The organism is Pseudomonas sp. R43(2017), assembly GCF_002112345.1.
Taxonomy (GTDB): domain Bacteria; phylum Pseudomonadota; class Gammaproteobacteria; order Pseudomonadales; family Pseudomonadaceae; genus Aquipseudomonas; species Aquipseudomonas kribbensis.
On sequence record NZ_NEHJ01000003.1, the window covers coordinates 464,977 to 484,273 of the forward strand.

16 protein-coding genes are annotated in these 19,297 nt (G+C 60.9%); 10 read left to right on the forward strand and 6 right to left on the reverse strand.

The window, feature by feature from the left end; translation table 11 throughout:
• Positions 1-173: 173 nt before the first annotated feature.
• Positions 174-587 (forward strand): alternative ribosome rescue aminoacyl-tRNA hydrolase ArfB, encoded by a 414-nt coding sequence (arfB, locus tag CAG02_RS10645; RefSeq protein WP_011333010.1) that lies wholly within the window; start codon positions 174-176, stop codon positions 585-587.
• Here the strand turns inward: arfB and CAG02_RS10650 are convergent.
• The 6 genes from CAG02_RS10650 to phhA all read right to left on the reverse strand — a co-directional run bounded on the left by CAG02_RS10650 (position 584) and on the right by phhA (position 5,009).
• A complete protein-coding gene (locus tag CAG02_RS10650) occupies positions 584-1,771 on the reverse strand; it encodes an MFS transporter (RefSeq protein WP_170931589.1) in 1,188 nt (395 codons plus the stop codon). The genes arfB and CAG02_RS10650 overlap by 4 nt on opposite strands.
• A gap of 95 nt (positions 1,772-1,866) precedes the next feature.
• Positions 1,867-2,049: a hypothetical protein gene (locus CAG02_RS10655; RefSeq protein ID WP_085710421.1), complete on the reverse strand. Its 183-nt coding sequence runs from the start codon at positions 2,047-2,049 to the stop codon at positions 1,867-1,869.
• A gap of 73 nt (positions 2,050-2,122) precedes the next feature.
• A complete protein-coding gene (locus tag CAG02_RS30025; protein ID WP_255261961.1) occupies positions 2,123-2,254 on the reverse strand; it encodes a hypothetical protein in 132 nt (43 codons plus the stop codon).
• Positions 2,255-2,512: 258 nt separating this feature from the next.
• Positions 2,513-3,706: an amino acid aminotransferase gene (locus tag CAG02_RS10660; protein ID WP_085710422.1), complete on the reverse strand. Its 1,194-nt coding sequence runs from the start codon at positions 3,704-3,706 to the stop codon at positions 2,513-2,515.
• A complete protein-coding gene (locus tag CAG02_RS10665; protein WP_003222798.1) occupies positions 3,706-4,062 on the reverse strand; it encodes a 4a-hydroxytetrahydrobiopterin dehydratase in 357 nt (118 codons plus the stop codon). Before CAG02_RS10665 ends, CAG02_RS10660 begins: the two co-directional genes overlap by 1 nt.
• Before the next feature lie 110 nt (positions 4,063-4,172).
• The gene (gene phhA / locus CAG02_RS10670; RefSeq protein WP_256576873.1) at positions 4,173-5,009 is read right to left on the reverse strand and encodes a phenylalanine 4-monooxygenase; all 837 of its coding nucleotides are present in this window, start codon (positions 5,007-5,009) and stop codon (positions 4,173-4,175) included.
• Positions 5,010-5,232: 223 nt separating this feature from the next.
• On the opposite strand from phhA, the gene CAG02_RS10675 reads away from it, so the two are divergent.
• The 9 genes from CAG02_RS10675 to CAG02_RS10715 all read left to right on the forward strand — a co-directional run bounded on the left by CAG02_RS10675 (position 5,233) and on the right by CAG02_RS10715 (position 19,102).
• Positions 5,233-6,795: a sigma-54-dependent transcriptional regulator gene (locus CAG02_RS10675; RefSeq protein WP_085710425.1), complete on the forward strand. Its 1,563-nt coding sequence runs from the start codon at positions 5,233-5,235 to the stop codon at positions 6,793-6,795.
• A 204-nt stretch (positions 6,796-6,999) separates the two neighbouring features.
• Positions 7,000-7,740, forward strand: coding sequence for a flagellar basal body rod protein FlgF (locus tag CAG02_RS10680; RefSeq protein WP_085710427.1), 741 nt, complete (start codon positions 7,000-7,002; stop codon positions 7,738-7,740).
• Between the two features lie 45 nt (positions 7,741-7,785).
• Positions 7,786-8,571 carry a flagellar basal-body rod protein FlgG gene (gene flgG, locus CAG02_RS10685; protein WP_007958342.1) on the forward strand — a complete coding sequence of 262 codons (786 nt, stop codon included), beginning with the start codon at positions 7,786-7,788 and terminating at the stop codon, positions 8,569-8,571.
• Positions 8,572-8,624: 53 nt separating this feature from the next.
• Positions 8,625-9,320 carry a flagellar basal body L-ring protein FlgH gene (flgH, locus tag CAG02_RS10690; protein ID WP_007965503.1) on the forward strand — a complete coding sequence of 232 codons (696 nt, stop codon included), beginning with the start codon at positions 8,625-8,627 and terminating at the stop codon, positions 9,318-9,320.
• A 27-nt stretch (positions 9,321-9,347) separates the two neighbouring features.
• The gene (locus tag CAG02_RS10695) at positions 9,348-10,436 is read left to right on the forward strand and encodes a flagellar basal body P-ring protein FlgI (RefSeq protein ID WP_065260802.1); all 1,089 of its coding nucleotides are present in this window, start codon (positions 9,348-9,350) and stop codon (positions 10,434-10,436) included.
• Between the two features lie 11 nt (positions 10,437-10,447).
• Complete coding sequence (gene flgJ, locus CAG02_RS10700; RefSeq protein WP_085710428.1) at positions 10,448-11,740, forward strand: flagellar assembly peptidoglycan hydrolase FlgJ; 1,293 nt, start codon at positions 10,448-10,450, stop codon at positions 11,738-11,740.
• A 21-nt stretch (positions 11,741-11,761) separates the two neighbouring features.
• Positions 11,762-13,807 (forward strand): flagellar hook-associated protein FlgK, encoded by a 2,046-nt coding sequence (gene flgK / locus CAG02_RS10705; protein WP_085710429.1) that lies wholly within the window; start codon positions 11,762-11,764, stop codon positions 13,805-13,807.
• Positions 13,808-13,820: 13 nt separating this feature from the next.
• The gene (locus CAG02_RS10710; protein ID WP_085710430.1) at positions 13,821-15,392 is read left to right on the forward strand and encodes a flagellar hook-associated protein 3; all 1,572 of its coding nucleotides are present in this window, start codon (positions 13,821-13,823) and stop codon (positions 15,390-15,392) included.
• Positions 15,393-15,508: 116 nt separating this feature from the next.
• Positions 15,509-19,102: a glycosyltransferase gene (locus CAG02_RS10715; RefSeq protein WP_085710432.1), complete on the forward strand. Its 3,594-nt coding sequence runs from the start codon at positions 15,509-15,511 to the stop codon at positions 19,100-19,102.
• The last annotated feature ends 195 nt before the right edge of the window (positions 19,103-19,297 follow it).

The following is a 19,297-nucleotide window of genomic DNA, read 5'->3' on the forward strand; positions in this document are numbered from 1 at the left end:
AGGGATATACATCAGGACCTTGTGGGAGCGGGCTTGCCCGCGAAAGCGATGCCTCAGTCAACGTTGATTCCTCTGACACGCCGCCTCACGGGCAAACCCACCCACACAGGGATCAGCGGCGTATTCAAAGGTTATTCGCGTTATCCTGCGGGTTCTGAATACGGACGCTTTCCATGCTGGTGATTTCCAACAACGTGCATCTGCCGGATGCCGAGATCGAACTGACGTACATCCGCGCCCAGGGCGCCGGTGGGCAGAACGTCAACAAGGTCTCCAGCGCTGTGCACCTGCGTTTCGACATTCCGGCCTCGTCCTTGCCCGAGTTCTATAAGGAGCGGCTGCTGGCGCTGCGCGACAGTCGCATCACCGGCGATGGCGTGTTGATCATCAAGGCCCAGCAGTACCGCACGCAGGAACAGAATCGTGCCGATGCGCTGGAGCGTCTGACCGAGCTGATCCTCAGCGCCACCAAGGTCGAGAAGAAACGCCGTCCAACCAAGCCGACACTGGGTTCGAAGAAGCGTCGGCTGGAGTCGAAGACCAAGCGCGGCAGCATCAAGGCCGGGCGCGGCAAGGTGGATTTCTAGTCTTCGCGGTACTTCGATGTGTGGCGGTACAGATAGACGCTCAACGCCAGGCCGCTCAATGCGGCGATCGCGGCAAACAGGAAGATCGAGGCAAAACCGAAGCCCGCCGCAATGGCCCCGGCCAGCGGCCCGGTGATCCCCAGTGACAAGTCGATGAATAGCGAATAGGCGCCGACCGCCGCACCACGGCTGGAAGCCGGCACCAGGTTCACCGCTTCCACGCCCAGCGCCGGGAACACCAGCGAGAAGCCGAAACCGCTCAATGCCGCACCCGCCAGTGCCCAGTGTGCATCCGGTGCGATCCATAGCAGCAACAGACCGAGGGTTTCCACCGACAGGCAGGCAATCGCTACGCGAAAGCCGCCGAGGCGGTTGATCAGGTTGCCGAACAGCAGTCGCGCACCGATGAAGCTGGCACCGAACAGGCTCAGGCACAGCACGGCGTTATCCCAGTGTTGCGTGGCGTAATACAGGGTGATGAAAGTGGCGATGGTGCCGAAACCGATCGAGCCCAGCGCCAGGCCGCAGCCGTGCGGGAAAACGCGACCCAGCACGTGCATGAACGGCAAACGCTCGCCGGCAACAATCGGCGCAGCGGTCTTCGGCCAGGCCAGCAGCAGGCCCAGCGATGCGAGCAACAGAATGCTCACGCCCATGCTCCATAGACCGAAATGACTGACCAACCACACCCCCAGCGGCGCCCCGATGGCCAGCGCGCCATAACTGGCGATGCCGTTCCACGAGATGACTTTGGCAGTGTTGGTCGCGCCGACGCGGCCGATGCCCCAGCCGATCGATCCGGAGCCGACGAGGCTTTCCGCACTGCCCAGCACCAGTCGCCCGACGAACAGGCTGATCAGGCTGAGCATCGGCAGATTGGGCGTCCACGCCGAAATCAGCATGAACACACCGCTCAAACCGCACCCGGCCAGACCGATCATCACCGCACGTTTGCTGCCCTGGTTGTCGATGATCTTGCCGGCATATGGACGGCTGAGCAGGGTGGCGAGGTATTGCACGCTGATCACCAGACCGGCGATGACCGCGCCGAAGCCCAGGTCGCTATGGACGTAACCGGGCAGCACGGCCAGCGGAATGCCGATATTCAAATAGCCGATGAAGGTGAACAGGACGATGGAAACGACTTGCAGCGTGACCGCCAGGGGGCGCTGGGGTTCTGGCATAGAGGACGACATGGGTAACGATCCACGGGGAGAGCAGAATAGATAGGCTGCTCATGATACCGGCGTGGACGATGCTGCGGCGGGGAAAAGTAAAACTATTTGGCCGGGGCGACCAGTTGCGTGGTGACGAGTGCCGCGAGGGCGTTTTCTTCGCTGCCGAAACGGGCGAGCAGGGCGGCCTGTTTCTCCGGCGAGAGGCGGCTCCAGATCTCGATCATCTTCTCGGTGGCGCCTATGAGGATTTCAGCCTGGTGTTCGTTAAAGGATTCGTCGGTCATGGCGGGCTCGGTTTCAGGCAGTGTGGAAAGCGCATGTTAGCGCTTTCCACACGGTCTGTACGACGGGTGTTACTTACTCTTTGCTGTCGGCCGGACGGCTTTCGGCGGCTTCTTTCGGCTCGGGCTGTTGGGCACCGGCTTGTTGCGTGGTCGTCTGCTCAGGTACGTGCAGGCTTGGGAAGGGGAGATTGGGAATCTCGTGCATGGTTGCGCTCCTCGCTAAGTCTGTTGATAGATCTGGTAGATCCGCGCTTTCAGAAAGCCTGCGAAGGATACAGCAGTAAAAATGACAAACAGATTTTTAATTCCGCTTGTTGCGACGGGCGGGATTGTCTAGACAAGTGCGACAGGGTGACGCAGGGCAAATGCGGGAGCGAGCCTGCTCGCGATGAGTGCGTGCCAGCCGACATTTGCCCTGGCTGATACACCGCTATCGCGAGCAAGCTCGCTCCCACAATTGTGTTTATTTGCAGACGTTGGCGATCGCTTCCGCCAGCAGGTCGAGGCGCGTCGCATCGATCCCGGCGACGTTGGCCCGGCCCGAGCTGACCATGTACACGCTGTGATGCTCGCGCAGGTTTTTCACTTGTTCCGGCGACAGGCCGGTGTAGGAGAACATCCCGCGTTGCACGCCAATGTGCGCAAAACGCTCGCACAGGCCGTGGGGTTCCAGTGCTTCTACCAGACCGCTGCGTAACTGGGCGATGCGCAGACGCATGGCTTCCACTTCGTCGGCCCAGCGGCGTTTCAGCTCAGGGTCGGCGAGGATCGTGGCGACGACAGCGGCGCCGTGATCCGGTGGCGTCGACCACAGGTTGCGGGCGATATGCGCCAGCTGGCTGCGGATGTCGATGAGCTTGTCGGCGGTTTTCGCGCAGACGATCAGCGCACCGGTGCGGTCGCGGTACAGGCCGAAGTTCTTCGAGCAGGAACTGGTGATCAGCAGCTCGGGCAACTCGGCGGCGAACAGCCGGGTTGACCACGCATCCTGCTCCAGACCGTCGCCAAAGCCCTGGTAGGCGAAGTCGATCAGCGGCAGCAGGTTGCGGCTGCGCACCACGTCCAGCACCCGGTGCCAGTCGTCGTGACTCAGGTCGAAACCGGTCGGGTTGTGGCAGCACGCGTGCAGCAGTACCACATCGCCTTTCGGCACTTCATTGAGCACGGCGAGCATCGCATCGACATCGAGGCGGTTGTCGCTGCCGACGTACGGGTAATGGCTGATCTTGACCCCGGCGGCCGCGAAAATCGTTTCGTGGATCGGCCAGGTCGGGTTGCTCAGCCATACGCCTTTGCCCGGCAGGCATTGCGCGATGAAGTCCGCCGCCAGACGCAGGGCGCCTGTGCCGCCCGGGGTCTGGGTGGCGCCGGCGCGCTGCTGGGCGATCAGCGCCGAATCGGCACCGAGCACCAGTTCATTGATGACCTTGCCGAACAGCGGATTGCCGTGGCCACCGATGTAGGTCTTGGTGTCCTGGCTCTCGACCAGACGCGCCTCGGCGATTTTCACCGCCTCGGGAATCGGCGTCAGGCCCTGGGCATCCTTGTAGACGCCCACGCCGAGGTCGAACTTGCGCGGGTTGGAATCCTGCGCGTAGGCCTCCATCAGGCCGAGGATCGGGTCGCCGGGCACCCGGCCGATGGCGTCGAAGTGCATTACTTGCGTCCTTCTGCAGTCTTGGCCACTTCGTCGGTACGCGCGGCCATGATGAAGTCGTTGCGGTGCAGTCCCTTGATCGAGTGGCTCCACCAGGTCACGGTGACTTTGCCCCACTCGGTCAGCAGGCCCGGGTGGTGACCTTCGGCCTCGGAGATCTCGCCGACGGCGTTGGTGAAGGCCAGGGCGTGCTTGAAATTCTTGAACAGGAAGACTTTTTCCAGCTGCATGATGCTGTCGCGTACTTCGATGTTCCAGTCAGGGATCTGCTTGATCAGGATCGGCAATTCTTCATCGCTGACCTGTGGAGCATCGGCACGGCACGCTTCGCAATGGGCTTGGTTCAAGGTGGACATGGTGTACTTCCTGAAATCTAGAGGTGTTTTTTTATATTGGCTGACAATGCCGTCACGCTAAACCAAAGCCGCGACGACTGACAGACTCACTTGTAAGTAAAAGCCACGGTTCACGCAGCTTTTGGTTTCGGCGGAAATTTCGGTGCGTGCAGACCCAGCTGCATGCCTTGCTTGACCATGCCCATGATGTCTTCGTGGGCGAGATCGAACAGGCGCTTGAGGTTCGGCAGGACAAAGTACAGCGGTTGCAGGATGTCGATGCGGTATGGCGTGCGCATGGCTTCCAGCGGATCGAAGGCCTGATGCTCGGGCTCGCCCGACAGGCTGTAAACGGTTTCCTTTGGCGAGGAGAGAATGCCGCCCCCGTAGATGCGTTTACCTTGCGGGGTGTCGACCAGACCGAACTCGATGGTCATCCAGTACAGGCGCGCCAGATAAACGCGCTCTTCTTTGGTCGCTTGCAGGCCGAGCTTGCCGTAGGTGTGGGTGAATTCGGCGAACCATGGGTTGGTCAGCAGCGGGCAGTGGCCAAAGATCTCGTGGAAAATGTCCGGCTCTTGCAGGTAGTCCAGTTCTTCACGGGTGCGAATAAAGGTGGCCACCGGAAACTGCTTGCTGGCGAGCAATTCGAAAAAGGTCTGGAAGGGAATCAGCGCCGGGACGCGGGCAACCTGCCAACCGGTGGTCTCGCCGAGCACCTTGTTGATCTCGCCCAGTTGCGGGATGCGGTCGTGGGGCAGGCCGAGTTTTTCGATACCGTCCAGGTATTCCTGGCACGCCCGACCCTCGATCACTTTCAACTGGCGGGTGATCAGCGTGTTCCACACCGCGTGTTCTTCGGCGGGGTAGTCGATAAAACCTTGCGCATCGGGCTCGCGGGCCACGTATTGCGTCTGCTTCATACTGCTCTCCTGCGAGGGGAATTCGTTCTTGTTATGTCCTGCTATGGACTGAGAAATACCCCAGAGCGTGCCGTGTTGCAGCAGGTTGAAGAGCCGTCGGGTAGAAAAAGTCTCTTTAAATCGTAAAATTATCGTTACGCTTTGTGCGATAAGTCGTGATTGCAGTGATTGGCGGGTTTGAAATGGCCGGTGTCTGTCACATAATCTTGACGACTATCTTGCGGGCGGCAGAGAAAAATCCGCCCCTTTACCTGTTTCGGGCCTTTATATGCGTATCAAAGTCCATTGTCAGAACCGCATCGGCATCCTGCGCGACATTCTCAATCTGCTGGTGGAGTACGGGATCAACGTCGCCCGGGGCGAGGTCGGCGGTGAGCACGGCAACGCGATCTATCTGCATTGCCCGAACCTGATCAACCTGCAGTTCCAGGCGTTGCGGCCCAAATTCGAAGCCATCGCCGGGGTGTTTGGTGTGAAGCGGGTAGGGCTGATGCCCAGTGAGCGCCGGCACATGGAGTTGAACGCGTTGCTCGGTGCGCTGGAGTTTCCGGTGCTGTCGATCGACATGGGTGGCTCCATCGTTGCCGCCAACCGCGCGGCGGCGCAATTGCTCGGCGTGCGGGTGGATGAGGTGCCGGGGATTCCGCTGTCGCGTTACGCCGAAGATTTCGACCTGCCGGAACTGGTGCGCGCCAACAAGTCGCGAATCAACGGCATGCGGGTCAAGGTCAAGGGCGACATCTTTCTGGCCGACATCGCTCCCCTCCAGTCGGAGCACGATGACAGCGAGGCCATGGCCGGTGCGGTATTGACGCTGCACCGGGCGGACCGGGTCGGCGAGCGCATCTACAACGTGCGCAAGCAGGAGCTGCGGGGATTCGACAGCATCTTCCAGAGCTCGAAAGTGATGGCGGCAGTGGTGCGCGAAGCCCGGCGCATGGCGCCGCTGGATGCGCCTCTTCTTATTGAAGGCGAAACCGGCACCGGCAAGGAATTGTTGGCGCGGGCTTGTCACCTGGCGAGTCCGCGCGGCCAGTCGCCGCTGATGGCGCTCAACTGTGCGGGGCTGCCGGAATCGATGGCCGAGACCGAACTGTTCGGCTATGGCCCCGGTGCCTTCGAGGGCGCGCGGGCGGAAGGCAAGCTCGGGCTGCTGGAGCTGACGGCGGGCGGCACGCTGTTCCTCGATGGCGTCGGCGAAATGAGCCCGCGCCTGCAGGTGAAATTGCTGCGCTTCCTGCAGGACGGTTGCTTCCGTCGTGTGGGCAGCGATGAAGAGGTTTATCTGGATGTGCGGGTGATCTGCGCCACTCAGGTGGATCTGTCGGAGCTGTGTGCGAGAGGGGAGTTTCGCCAGGATTTGTATCACCGCCTCAACGTGCTTTCCCTGCACATCCCGCCATTGCGCGAATGCCTCGATGGTTTGACGCCGCTGGTGGAGCACTTCCTCGACCAGGCCAGCCGGCAGATCGGTTGCCCGCTGCCGAAACTGGCACCGGCGGCGATGGACCGGCTCAGCCATTACCATTGGCCGGGCAACGTACGGCAACTGGAGAACGTGCTGTTCCAGGCGGTTTCGCTGTGCGATGGCGGAACGGTCAAGGCCGAGCATATTCGTCTGCCGGACTATGGCGTGCGTCAGCCGCTTGGCGATTTCTCCCTCGAAGGCGGGCTGGACGAGATTGTCGGGCGCTTCGAGAAAGCGGTGCTGGAGCGTTTGTATTCCGAGCACCCGAGCAGTCGGCAACTGGGCAAGCGGCTCGGGGTTTCCCATACGACCATTGCCAACAAGTTGCGTGAATACGAAGTCGGCAAAGACGCGTCCGAGTGATCCCGACCGGCCTGGTTGATTGCCGCGAAGCGGCATGACACCGCCGGTTTTTCGTCTTCGATACATTTCCTTCTTTCCCGCAAAACCCCTCAAGTCCTTTGTTTATCGGGTCCCTGGCTGTCAGAAAAAAGTTGGTCTGCAAATTGCTTGTGGGTCAGCAGTACAGCGGTGGGCGGCAAACGTCCGGCATGCAGAGGAAAGAGTGTGGACAAGTACCTTTATGTGGCAATGACCGGCGCCAGCCAGAACGCACTGGCGCAAAAGGCTCATGCCAACAACCTGGCGAACATCTCCACCAATGGTTTTCAGCGCGACCTGGAACAGGCGCGTTCGATGCCGGTGTTCGGTGACAGCTTTCCGGCGCGTGCGTTTGCCATGAGCGAACGGCCTGCCACCGATTTCACTCCGGGCTCCCTGGTGCAGACCGGGCGTGACCTCGACGTGGCCGTCAGCGGCAACGGCTTCATTGCCGTGCAGAACCCCAACGGCGGCGAAAGCTACGTGCGCACCGGCAGCCTGAATATCGACGCCCTTGGCGTACTGCGCGCCGGTAACGGCATGCCGGTGCTGGGCAATGGTGGTCCGATTGCGATTCCGCCGGAGCAGCAGGTGGAAGTCGGTGAAGACGGCACCATCAGTATCCGTGCGATGGGCGAGGGCCCGCGCGTCATGGCCGAGGTCGACCGGATCAAACTGGTCAACCCGGACATCAAGAACATGAACAAGGGCCTGGACGGTTCGATCTACACCAAGGACGGCCAGCCTGCGCCGGCCGATGCCAACGTCAAACTGGTGTCGGGTTTCCTGGAGTCGAGCAACGTCAATGCCGTGGAAGAGATGACCTCGGTGCTGGCCCTGGCCAAGCAGTTCGAGTTGCACGTCAAGATGATGAACACCGCCAAAGACGACGACCAGGCCATGGCTCGGGTCTTGCAGATCAGCTAATTATCAGAACGTCGCGCCGTAAAACAGGCGCACGAGGAGAATCGAATGCTTCCGGCTCTATGGGTTGCCAAAACCGGTCTGTCCGCCCAGGACACCAACCTGACCACCATTTCCAACAACCTGGCCAACGTGTCGACCACGGGTTTCAAACGTGACCGCGCCGAGTTCCAGGACCTGCTGTATCAGATCAAGCGTCAGCCAGGCGCCCAGTCGACCCAGGACAGCGAACTGCCGTCGGGTCTGCAAGTGGGTACCGGTGTGCGCATCGTCGGCACCCAGAAAAACTTCACCGCCGGCAGCCTGCAAACCACCGAGCAGCCGCTGGACATGGCCATCGACGGCCGTGGTTTCTTTCAGATCCTGCAGCCGGACGGCACCACGTCCTACACCCGTGACGGTACTTTCCACCTCGATTCCAACGGCCAGATCGTCAACGCCAGCGGTTTCGCTCTGGAGCCGGCGATTGTCATCCCGAACAACGCCCAGACCTTCACTGTCGGCCGTGACGGCACCGTGTCGATCACCGTTGCCGGCAACGCCGCTTCGCAAGTGATCGGCAACCTGCAGACCGCTGACTTCATCAACCCGGCCGGTCTGCAAGCCGTGGGCAACAACCTGTTCCTGGAAACCGCCGCTTCCGGCGCACCGCAAGTCGGTACTCCGGGCCTGAACGGTTTCGGCACCACCCTGCAGAACACCCTGGAAACCTCCAACGTCAGCACCGTGGAAGAGATGGTCAACATGATCACCACCCAGCGTGCTTACGAGATGAACTCCAAGGTGATCTCCACCGCCGACCAGATGCTCTCGTTCGTAACGCAGAATCTGTAATCAAGTCTATGAGGCGGCCATGAGGCCGCCTGCAACACCGTGAGGTAAGGGTCATGAAACGCTTCGTATCTGTTCTGGCATTGGGTGGGGTCGTCTCGCTCGCGGGCTGCGTCGCTCCGACGCCCAAGCCCAATGACCCTTACTACGCCCCGGTGTTGCCGCGTACGCCGTTGCCGGCGGCCGCCAACAACGGCTCGATCTATCAGGCCGGTTTCGAACAGAACCTGTACAGCGACCGCAAGGCGTTCCGGGTCGGTGACATCATCACCATCACCCTGAACGAGAAGACTCAGGCCAGCAAAAACGCCAACTCGCAAGTGGCCAAGAACAGCAAGACCGGCATCGGCCTGACTTCGCTGTTCGGCGGCAGCGGCACCACCAACAACCCGTTGGGTGGTAATGATCTGAGCCTGGACGTCGGCTACAGCGGCGACCGCGCGACCAAGGGTGACAGCAAGGCGGCCCAGGGCAACACCCTGACCGGCTCGATCACCGTGACCGTTGCTGACGTGTTGCCCAACGGCATCATCGCCGTGCGCGGCGAGAAGTGGATGACCCTCAACACCGGTGATGAACTGGTGCGGATCGCCGGCCTCGTACGTGCCGATGACATCGCCACCGACAACACCGTGTCGTCGACCCGGGTCGCCGATGCGCGCATCACCTACTCGGGCACCGGTTCGTTTGCCGATGCGAGTCAGCCAGGCTGGTTCGACCGTTTCTTCCTCAGCCCGCTGTTCCCTTTCTAGGTGGCCAAGTTGAATTTCAAGAGCCTCATGGTGGCTGCCGTTTTGTTGTCGGCGGCCTTCAACGCACAAGCCGAGCGGCTGAAAGATATCGCCAGCATTTCCGGCGTGCGTTCCAACCAGTTGATCGGCTACGGCCTGGTGGTCGGGCTTAACGGCACCGGCGACCAGACGACGCAAACCCCGTTCACCCTGCAGACCTTCAACAACATGCTCTCGCAGTTCGGCATCAAGGTGCCGCCGGGATCGGGCAACGTGCAGTTGAAAAACGTCGCGGCGGTATCGGTGAGTGCCGATCTGCCGGCGTTCGCCAAGCCGGGTCAGCAGGTCGACATCACTGTTTCGTCCATCGGTAACTCCAAGAGCCTGCGCGGCGGCACCCTGTTGCTGACCCCGCTCAAGGGTATCGACGGCAACGTCTACGCCATCGCTCAGGGCAACCTGGTGGTGGGTGGTTTCGATGCCGAAGGTCGTGACGGTTCGAAGATCACCGTCAACGTTCCGTCGGCCGGTCGCATCCCCGGCGGTGCCTCGGTCGAGCGTTCGGTGCCGAGCGGTTTCAACCAGGGCAACAGCCTGACGCTGAATCTCAACCGTTCCGACTTCACCACGGCCAAGCGCATCGTCGACAAGATCAACGACATGCTTGGCCCTGGCGTTGCCCAGGCCATCGACGGCGGTTCGATTCGCGTCACCGCGCCGCTCGATCCGAGCCAGCGCGTCGACTATCTGTCGATCCTGGAAAACCTCGAAGTCGATCCGGGTCAGGCGGTGGCGAAAGTCATCATCAACTCCCGTACCGGCACCATCGTCATCGGCCAGAACGTGAAGGTGTCGCCGGCCGCCGTGACCCACGGCAGCCTGACCGTGACCATCACCGAAGACCCGATCGTCAGCCAGCCTGGCCCGTTGTCCAACGGCCAGACCGCCGTGGTGCCGCGTTCGCGTGTGAATGCTCAGCAGGAAGCCAAGCCGATGTTCAAGTTCGGCCCGGGCACCACCCTCGACGAAATCGTCCGTGCGGTGAACCAGGTCGGCGCGGCACCGGGTGACCTGATGGCCATTCTCGAAGCACTGAAGCAGGCCGGCGCGTTGCAAGCCGACCTGATCGTGATCTGAGGACGCCGCCCATGGATATGCGCAAAAGCGGTCTGGTCAGCAGCAGCGATTCGGGTTCGTACTCGGACCTTAATCGTCTGAACCAGCTCAAGGTCGGCGACAAGAACAGCGACGGCAACATGCGCAAGGTTGCGCAGGAGTTCGAATCGCTGTTCCTGGGCGAGATGCTCAAGTCGATGCGCTCGGCCACTGAAGCGCTGGGCCAGGACAACCCGCTCAACACCCCGGCAGCCAAGCAATATCAGGAAATGTACGACCAGCAACTGGCCGTTTCCCTGTCCCGCGAGGGCGGTGGTATCGGTCTGGCCGACGTCCTGATGAAGCAGATGTCGAAGAACAAACCGATGGCGCCGGGCGAGGCCGCCGCCGCGTCCGCTGCCAAGCAGCAGGAAGCGCTGGCCAAGGCCGCTGCGGTGGAAACGCCGATTGCCGCCGGCACCGTGGCCACCAACGGTCCGCTGTCGCGCCTCAATGGCGAGCGTCCGTTGTGGGCTTCGCGTTCGGTGCATGCGCCGAACACCCAGCTGGCCCATCGCAATGACATGGAAATGATCAACCAGCGTCGCCTGGCGCTGCCGCCGAAACTGGCTGATCGCTTGCTCGCCGGTCTGGTGCCTTCGGCCACAAACACGGCAGCTACTCAATTGCCGCAGCGCGACACAATGGCTGCCGCCACCGGTTCCGGCCCGCTGTACAACGGCGACTGGCTGGCCCGCGCCGAGGCGGAAAAGGCCTCCGGCGGGCAGATGCAGATTTACGGTCGGGCCATGGCGCAGATTCCGCTGGCCCCGGCGAAGAAAGCGTTCAGCAACGCCGACGAATTCGTCAACACCATGCTGCCAATGGCTAAAGAGGCGGCGGCGCGCATTGGCGTCGATCCGCGTTATCTGGTGGCGCAGGCCGCACTGGAAACCGGTTATGGAAAATCGGTCATGCGCGCCCAGGATGGCACCAGCAGCCACAACCTGTTCGGGATCAAGGCGAGCAGCAACTGGAAGGGCGATTCGGCCCGGGCGATCACCAGCGAGTTCCGCAACGGGCAGATGGTCAAGGAGACGGCCGAGTTCCGTTCCTACGCCTCGTACAAGGACAGCTTCCACGATCTGGTGACTTTGCTGCAGAGCAATAATCGCTATCAAGATGTGCTGAAGTCGGCCGATAACCCAGAACAGTTTGTACGCGAGTTGCAAAAGGCCGGTTACGCAACCGACCCGAACTACGCAAGCAAGATTTCGCAGATTGCCAGGCAGATGACGGTAAATCAGAACTACGCTGCGGCCGGCGTTTCAACAACGCCTTTATAAACACAAGGTAAGGTTTGAATCATGAGTTTGCTCAATATCGGGATGTCGGGGTTGGCCGCGAGTTCGTCCTCTCTGGCTGTGACAGGTAACAACATTGCCAACGTCGACACCGCCGGTTATTCACGCCAGCAAACCGTGCAGGGCACCAAGTCCTCGATCCAGACTGGCAACGTGTTCATCGGTACGGGCACGACCCTGGCCGACGTGCGCCGGGTATACAACTCTTACCTGGAAAGCCAGCTGCATACCGCCACGTCGCTCAACAGTGAAGCGGCTGCCTACGGTGGCCAGGCGACTGCCCTGGACAACTCGTTGTCCGATACCAACACAGGCCTGACCGGCGTGCTGCAGAAGTTCTTCACCTCGATGCAGGGTGTGGCGACTTCGGCGACCGACGACACGTCCCGTCAGTCGGTACTGACCGGCTCGCAGGCGCTGACCAGCCGCTTCAACGCCCTGGCCAAACAGCTGAACGATCAGAACACCACGATCAATGGCAACCTCGGCGACATGGCCGCCCAGGTCAACAAGCTGGCGACCTCGATTGCCAATCTCAACCAGAAGATCGGCGAAGTTTCCACCAGCGGCGGTCAGCCGAACGATCTGCTCGACAGCCGTAACGAAGCGGTACGTCAGCTCTCCGAACTGGTCGGCGCACAAGTGGTCGAGCGCGGCACCAGCTTCGACGTCTACGTCGGCAGCGGTCAGCCGCTGGTTGTCGGCAACACCACCAACACCCTGAGCACCGTTCCGAGCAAGGACGACCCGTCGCGCATGGGCATCCAGATGGATCGTGGCTCAAGCACCATCGACATCACTTCGGTGATCAGCGGCGGTGAAATCGGCGGTCTGCTGACCTATCGCAATGAAGTGCTCAACCCGTCGCTCAACGAGCTGGGCCGTGTAGCACTGGTCATTGCCGACCAGATGAATCGCCAGCAAGCCCAGGGCATCGACAAGAACGGTGACTTCGGCGCGCCGATCTTCAATGACATCAACAGTGCCGCGCTGATCAGCCAGCGCAGCATTGCCTCGGCAGGCAACAGCGCGGGTTCGGGCAACCTGAACGTCACCATCAAGGACACCGGCAAGCTGACCACCAGCGATTACCAGGTCACCTTCACCAGCGCCACCAACTATTCGGTCAAGCGCTCCGATGGCACCGACATGGGTTCGTTCAGCACCACGACCACGCCGCCGCCAGTGATCGACGGTTTTACCCTGGCCCTCAACGGCGGTGCGATGAACGCCGGTGACACCTTCAAGGTGACCCCGACCCGTGATGCGGCCACCAACATTCAGACCGTGCTCACCGATCCGAAGAAAATCGCGGCAGCAGCACCATTGACTGGCGTGGCCAGCGCCAACAACTCCGGCAGCTACACCCAGCCGACGCTGGTCGACACCCTCGACATCACCAACCCGGCTTCCCAGGCCGAGTTGCAGAACGCGCTCAAATATTCGACGCCAGTCAAACTGGTCATGGGTGCGGTCACCAGCGGCAGCCAGTCGTACAACATGGTCGATGCCAAGGGCAACACCATCGGCACCGGCACCATCGTGCCGGGGCAGGCCAACACCCTGAACCTGAAGATCGGCATGGTCGATTCCACCGGTGCTCCGGTGATGGATACCTCGGTCACGCCGAACGTACAGAAAACCTTCACCGTGCAGACCACTGTGGGCGCGACGCCGAAACCCGGCGAAACCTTCACGATCAACCTGACCGGCGCGGCCTCTTCGGACAACCGCAACGCGCAAGCGCTGGTCGGCCTGCAGACCAAGCAGACCGTGGACACCGGCACCGGCAGCAAGGGCATCAGCCTGACCGACGCCTACAACAAACTGGTGACCAACGTTGGTACCAAGGCGGCCCAGAGCAAGTCCGACAACGACGCCACCTCGGCGATCCTCGATCAGGCCAAGGGTGCGCGCGACTCGCTGTCCCAGGTCAATCTGGATGAAGAGACCGGCAACCTGGTCAAGTATCAGCAGTACTACACAGCGTCTTCGCAGATCATCAAAGCTGCGCAGGAAACTTTCGCCACGCTGATCAACAGTCTTTAAGGAGTCGTAATTCATGCGCATTTCCACCGCTCAGTATTACGCGACACAAGCTTCCCAATATCAGCGTAACTACAGCAAGACTGTTGCCACCGCGAACGAGGCGAGCAGCCTGCAGCGCATCAACACCGCCGCCGATGATCCGATCGGTGCCGGGCGCCTGCTCAAGCTGGGCCAGCAGGCCTCGATGCTGGAGCAGTATCAGGGCAACATCGACACTACCAAGAGCGCGCTGACCGTGCAGGAGTCGACGCTGAGCTCCATCACCACGGCTTTGCAGCGCGCCAAGGAAATCGGTCTGGCCGCCAACAACGGCATCGCCACCGACGCAGATCGCAAGGCTTACGCCGACGAGTTGAGCCAGATCCAGCAGCAGGTGCTGGGTCTGATGAACTCCAAGGACGCCAACGGCAACTACCTGTTTTCCGGTTCCAAGACCGACACGGCGCCGTATTCGCAGAACGCCGATGGCACTTACACCTATAACGGTGACCAGACCCAGATCAACCTGAACATCGGCGATGGCATGTCGGTCGGCACCAACACCACCGGTTGGGATGCTTTCCAGCAGACCATCAATACCAACCGCACTCAGACCACCATGACGGCTCCGGCTGTCGATGACGGTCGCGTGGTATTGACCAACGGTATCGTCGGCTCCAGCGCTACCTATAACGCCAAGTTTGCCGGTGGTCAGCCGTATACCGTCAGTTTCGTCAGCAGCACCCAGTTGAAAATCACCGATGCCCTGGGCAACGACGTAACGACTGAAGCCAGCCAGAACGGTCTGATCAGCAACAGCAACGGTGCGAACCAGACCGTCAGCTTCCGCGGCGTCGATCTCAAGTTGAACATCAACCTCAAGGCCGGCGACACCAACCCGGATGCGGTCATCGCCGGTCACAGCTTCCAGCTGTCGGCCACACCTGACTCGTTCACCACCGCGCGCAGCCCGGGCAACCCGTCCACGGCGGTCATCACCGGCTCCGGCGTAACCAACCAGGGCGCCTACGATGCCACGTTCCCGTCGGGCGGCGGCGCGGTTCTGAAGTTCACCAGCGCCACCGACTTCGACCTGTACGCGGCGCCGGTCACCGCTGACAGCAAGCCGGTTTCGTCGGGCACCATGGTCGGCAGCAACGCCACGGCGGCAGGCGTGACCTTCGCCATTGGCGGTACGCCGGGCGCTGGCGATCAGTTCTCGATCCAGTCCAACAACCACCAGACCCAGAACGTGCTCGACACCCTGGGCCAGATGGTCACTGCACTGAAAGCGCCGATTGATGGCGATGCGGTCGCCAAGCAGAAATTCCAGGGCCAGATGGAGTCTGCGCTGGGCAACATCGACAGCGCGGCCAATCAGATTGGTACGGCGGTGACGTCGATCGGTGCGCGCGGGCAGTCGCTCGACGACCAGAACACCACCAACCAGAGCCTGATCCAGGCCAACACCACGACTCAGGGTTCGATCCGTGATTCGGATCCTGCCGAGGTGATGACGCGTCTGACCTTGCAGCAGACCATGCTGCAGGCCTCGCAACTGGCGTTCAGCAAAATCAGCCAGCTGGGCCTGTTCAACAAGATCTGATACTGGCCGGGCGCGCGAGCGCCCGGTTGCTCTGGCCGTTCTGTATTTTTTGTTTTCTTTTGCGGTTTCAAAGGGCTCGCTGTTCCGGGCGGGTTCCCGCCGCTTGCGAGTCCGCCGTGAATTCACTCCCCCTTGTCAGTCTCGTCATTCCCGCCTTCAATCCGCGTTTTTTCGAACGCGCCTTGAACAGTGCCGTGAGCCAGAACTACGGCAATCTCGAAATAATCGTGTGCGATGACAGTCGCGGCAGCGAGATTGAAGACATCGTCGTGTCAGTGAGCGGTGAGTCCGGCGTGGCCGTACGTTATGTGCGCAATCCACGGACGCTGGGGCTGGTCGGCAACCTCAAGGTCTGTCTCGGGCAGGCGCAGGGTGAGTTCATCAAGTTTCTGTGCGATGACGACCTGCTCTATTCCGCCTGCATCGAACAGCAGGTCCATGAGATGCGGCATGACGAAGTCAGCCTGGTGGTGGCGCAGCGGCTGCTCTGGGATGCGAACGACATCATTCTGCCGGCGCGTATTGAAAACACCCCGTTGTCGCCCGTCAGTGCATTGCTCAAGGGCGACGATGTTCTGGGCATCTTTGAAAAATTCCCGGTCAACGTTCTGGGTGGGTTCAGCAACGTCTTGATGCGTCGTGCCGATGTGGTCGAGTTGTTGCCGGCATTGACCGAAGACGCTGCCTGCTTCGTCGCGACACTGGATTTTGCCTTGTATGTCTGCCTGCTGCGACGCGGCAACCTGGCGGTTTCCAACAACGTGCTCAGTGCCGAACGCCTCTATCCGGAGCGATTGAGCGCACAACAGCCGATGAAGGATGCCACAGAGGTCGAGCGCGAGTGGATTTCGCAAATGCTCAAGGCGCGCAGTGGTGAGTCGGCGCCGGCACCGGGCTGGGTACGCTATGTTCCGTTGACCGGGGTCGATGAATCGCCCCGTGTCTGGCAGGAGCTGCCCCTGAGTCGAACCCTGGGCTCCAAGCAGAGCCGCCAGGAGTGGGGTGTCGGCGTCAACAGCTACAGCTTCGGTGAACTGTACTCGCAGTGGCTGGCATGCCGGGCGCTCACCGAGTCGCAGCGCCAGTGGCTGCCGGAAACACTCGCCAGCTGGCCGCATCAGCCACGGATTGTGCCGGTCGTCATTGACCAGCAGGGCAGTCGCGATGGTCTGGAGCGTACACTGGAAGCGATCGCAGCCCAGGATTACCCGCCAGAGCTGACCCTGGTGCTGTCAGTTTCGTGTCACGAGGCGCGCCTCGACGGGCGGGTTTTCCATATGCCGTTGCAGGATGACGGGTTGGAGCAGATCAACGCCCTGCTGCCGCAGCTCGATGGGGCCGACTGGTTCTATCTGCTGCAGCCGGGTGATCGCCTGACTGCACCGGCGCTGTTGGTCATGGCCGACCGGATCGCGCATTCTCCGTCCCTGACCTGTCTTTACAGCGACGAGGGCAGCCTGCGCAACGGCGAGTCGGCTGAACCCGCGTTCAAGCCGGATTTCAACCTGGACCTCATGCGCAGCTACCCCTACGTCGGCCGTGCTCTGGCATTCAAGCGCGAGCGATTCCTGGCACTCGGCGGTTTTGCGCCGGCGTTTGCCGAGCTGGCTGCGCATGATGTGCTGTGGCGGATGGTCGAAAGCGACGGTCTGCAAGTGGTAGGCCACATTGCCGAGGTGTTGCTGGAGTCCAAATTCGACCTCTCCCAGTGGCTTGCCGAACCGGGTGTCGTGGCGCAGAGCTCGCGGATTCTCGAAGCGCATCTGCAGCGGCTGGGGGTTGCCCATGAAATCCGTCGTGATGGCAGCGAACTGCTCAACCGTGTGGATTATCACCATGCCCGACGCCCGCTGGTATCGGTGCTCATTGTCACTCAGGACCAGACGGCTGCATTGCAACGCTGTGTCGAAACGCTCCTGGAAAAGACCGCTTATACCGAGTACGAAATAGTCCTGGTCGACAACGGTAGTGAGAGCGCGGAGGCGCGGGCATGGCTGGACGGCATGGCGCAATTGGGCAGCGACCGGATCCGTGTGCTGAGCTATCCGGATAAGGGCAATGCTGCGGCCATACACAATTTTGCGGTAAGCCAGGCACGTGGCGAGTACGTTCTGCTGCTCAATGCCTTTGCAGTGATCACCCAGGCCGACTGGCTCGATGAGCTGCTCAATCATGCGCAGCGCCCGGAAGTCGGCATGGTCGGTGCAAAGCTGTTCAATCCGGACGGTGGTGTGTTGCACGCCGGTCTGATTCTCGGTCTGAACGGACCGGTCGGGCTGCCGTTCTATGGCCAGCCCATGCAGTCGGACGGGTACATGTTCCGCCTGCAAGCGGTGCATGATCTGAGTGCCGTGGGTGGTGATTGCGTGTTGATCCGCAAGTCGGTCTTCGACGGTGCGGGTGGGCTCGACGAGCAGGATCTGAAGCAGACATTGAGCATTGTGGATCTGTGTCTGCGGGTCGGTCGCGATGGCTACCTGGTGGTGATGAACCCCCACGCCATACTGGCAGTGGGTGCGCGCCCGAGCGTTGCGGCGACGACTGAAGAGGAAGCGCTGATTGCCGAGGAGCGGGACACTTTCTATCAGCGCTGGCTGCCGGCCATCGCCCGTGATCCGGCTTACAACACCAACCTGACCTTGCACGGTGTAGGCGCCACCAACTTCAGCCTTGAGCCTGGCCTGCGTACCGGTTGGAGTGCCTTTTCCAAGGCGCAGTTGCCGAATATCCTGGTCGTGCCGATCAACGCCTCTGCCATCGGGCATTACCGCATGAGCCAGCCGATGATCGAGCTGCAGGCGGCCAACAGAGTCGAAGGGCGCATTTGCTACGGTTTGCCGTCGATCATCGATATCGAGCGCCAGTCGCCTGATGTGATCGTGTTGCAGGGGCGCTATTCGGAACACGCCATCGATGAAATTCCGCCGTTGAAAAAGTATTTCAATGCGCGACGCATCTTCGAACTCGATGACTATGTGATCGACGTTCCGCATCGCAATGCGCACATCCGCAATATGCCGAGCAAACAGGACATGGAGCGTATGGTGCGGCGTGCCATCGGTCTGTGTGATCGAGTGGTCGTTTCGACCCAGCCACTGGCTAATGTGCTGTCAGACATGCATCACGACATTCGTGTCGTACCGAACATGCTGTCCAAGGATTTGTGGGGCCATTTGCGCAGCCAGCGCCGTACCTCGAAAAAACCGCGGGTCGGTTGGGGTGGCGGCACCAGTCACCACGGTGATCTGGCCGTGATCGCCGATGTGGTACGCGAGTTGGCCAACGAAGTCGACTGGGTCTTCTTCGGCATGTGTCCGGATGATCTGCTTCCTTACATGCATGAATTCCACGGCGTGATCGATCTGGAGATTTACCCGGCGAAGCTGGCCAGCCTGAACCTGGATCTGGCCCTGGCCCCGCTGGAATTTCACGTGTTCAACGACTGCAAAAGCAATTTGCGACTGCTGGAGTACGGTGCCTGCGGTTATCCGGTGATCTGCACCGACACCGAGGCGTATCGCGGTTATTTGCCGTGCACCCGGATCAAGACCAACAGCACGGACGAGTGGCTGCAAGCGATCCGCATGCACCTGGCCGATCCCGATGCCAGTTACCGCATGGGTGACGAATTGCGCGAGGTGGTCTTGCGTGACTATGTACTGCGCGGCGATAACCTGCGGTATTGGGAATATGGCTGGCTGGCGGACTGAGCTGCACTCGACTGACGAAAAAGGCGACCTGAAGGTCGCTTTTTTTTTCGCCGTGAAATGCGTTTTTACATTAAATGCCGACGGATTTGCGCGCGGATTAAAGCTTTGGGTTTTTTCTGTCGATATCCACCTATTCCTCGATCGATCAGCGTGCCGCGATGAGGTGTGAGCGCCACGCAAGCAGGGACTGATTCA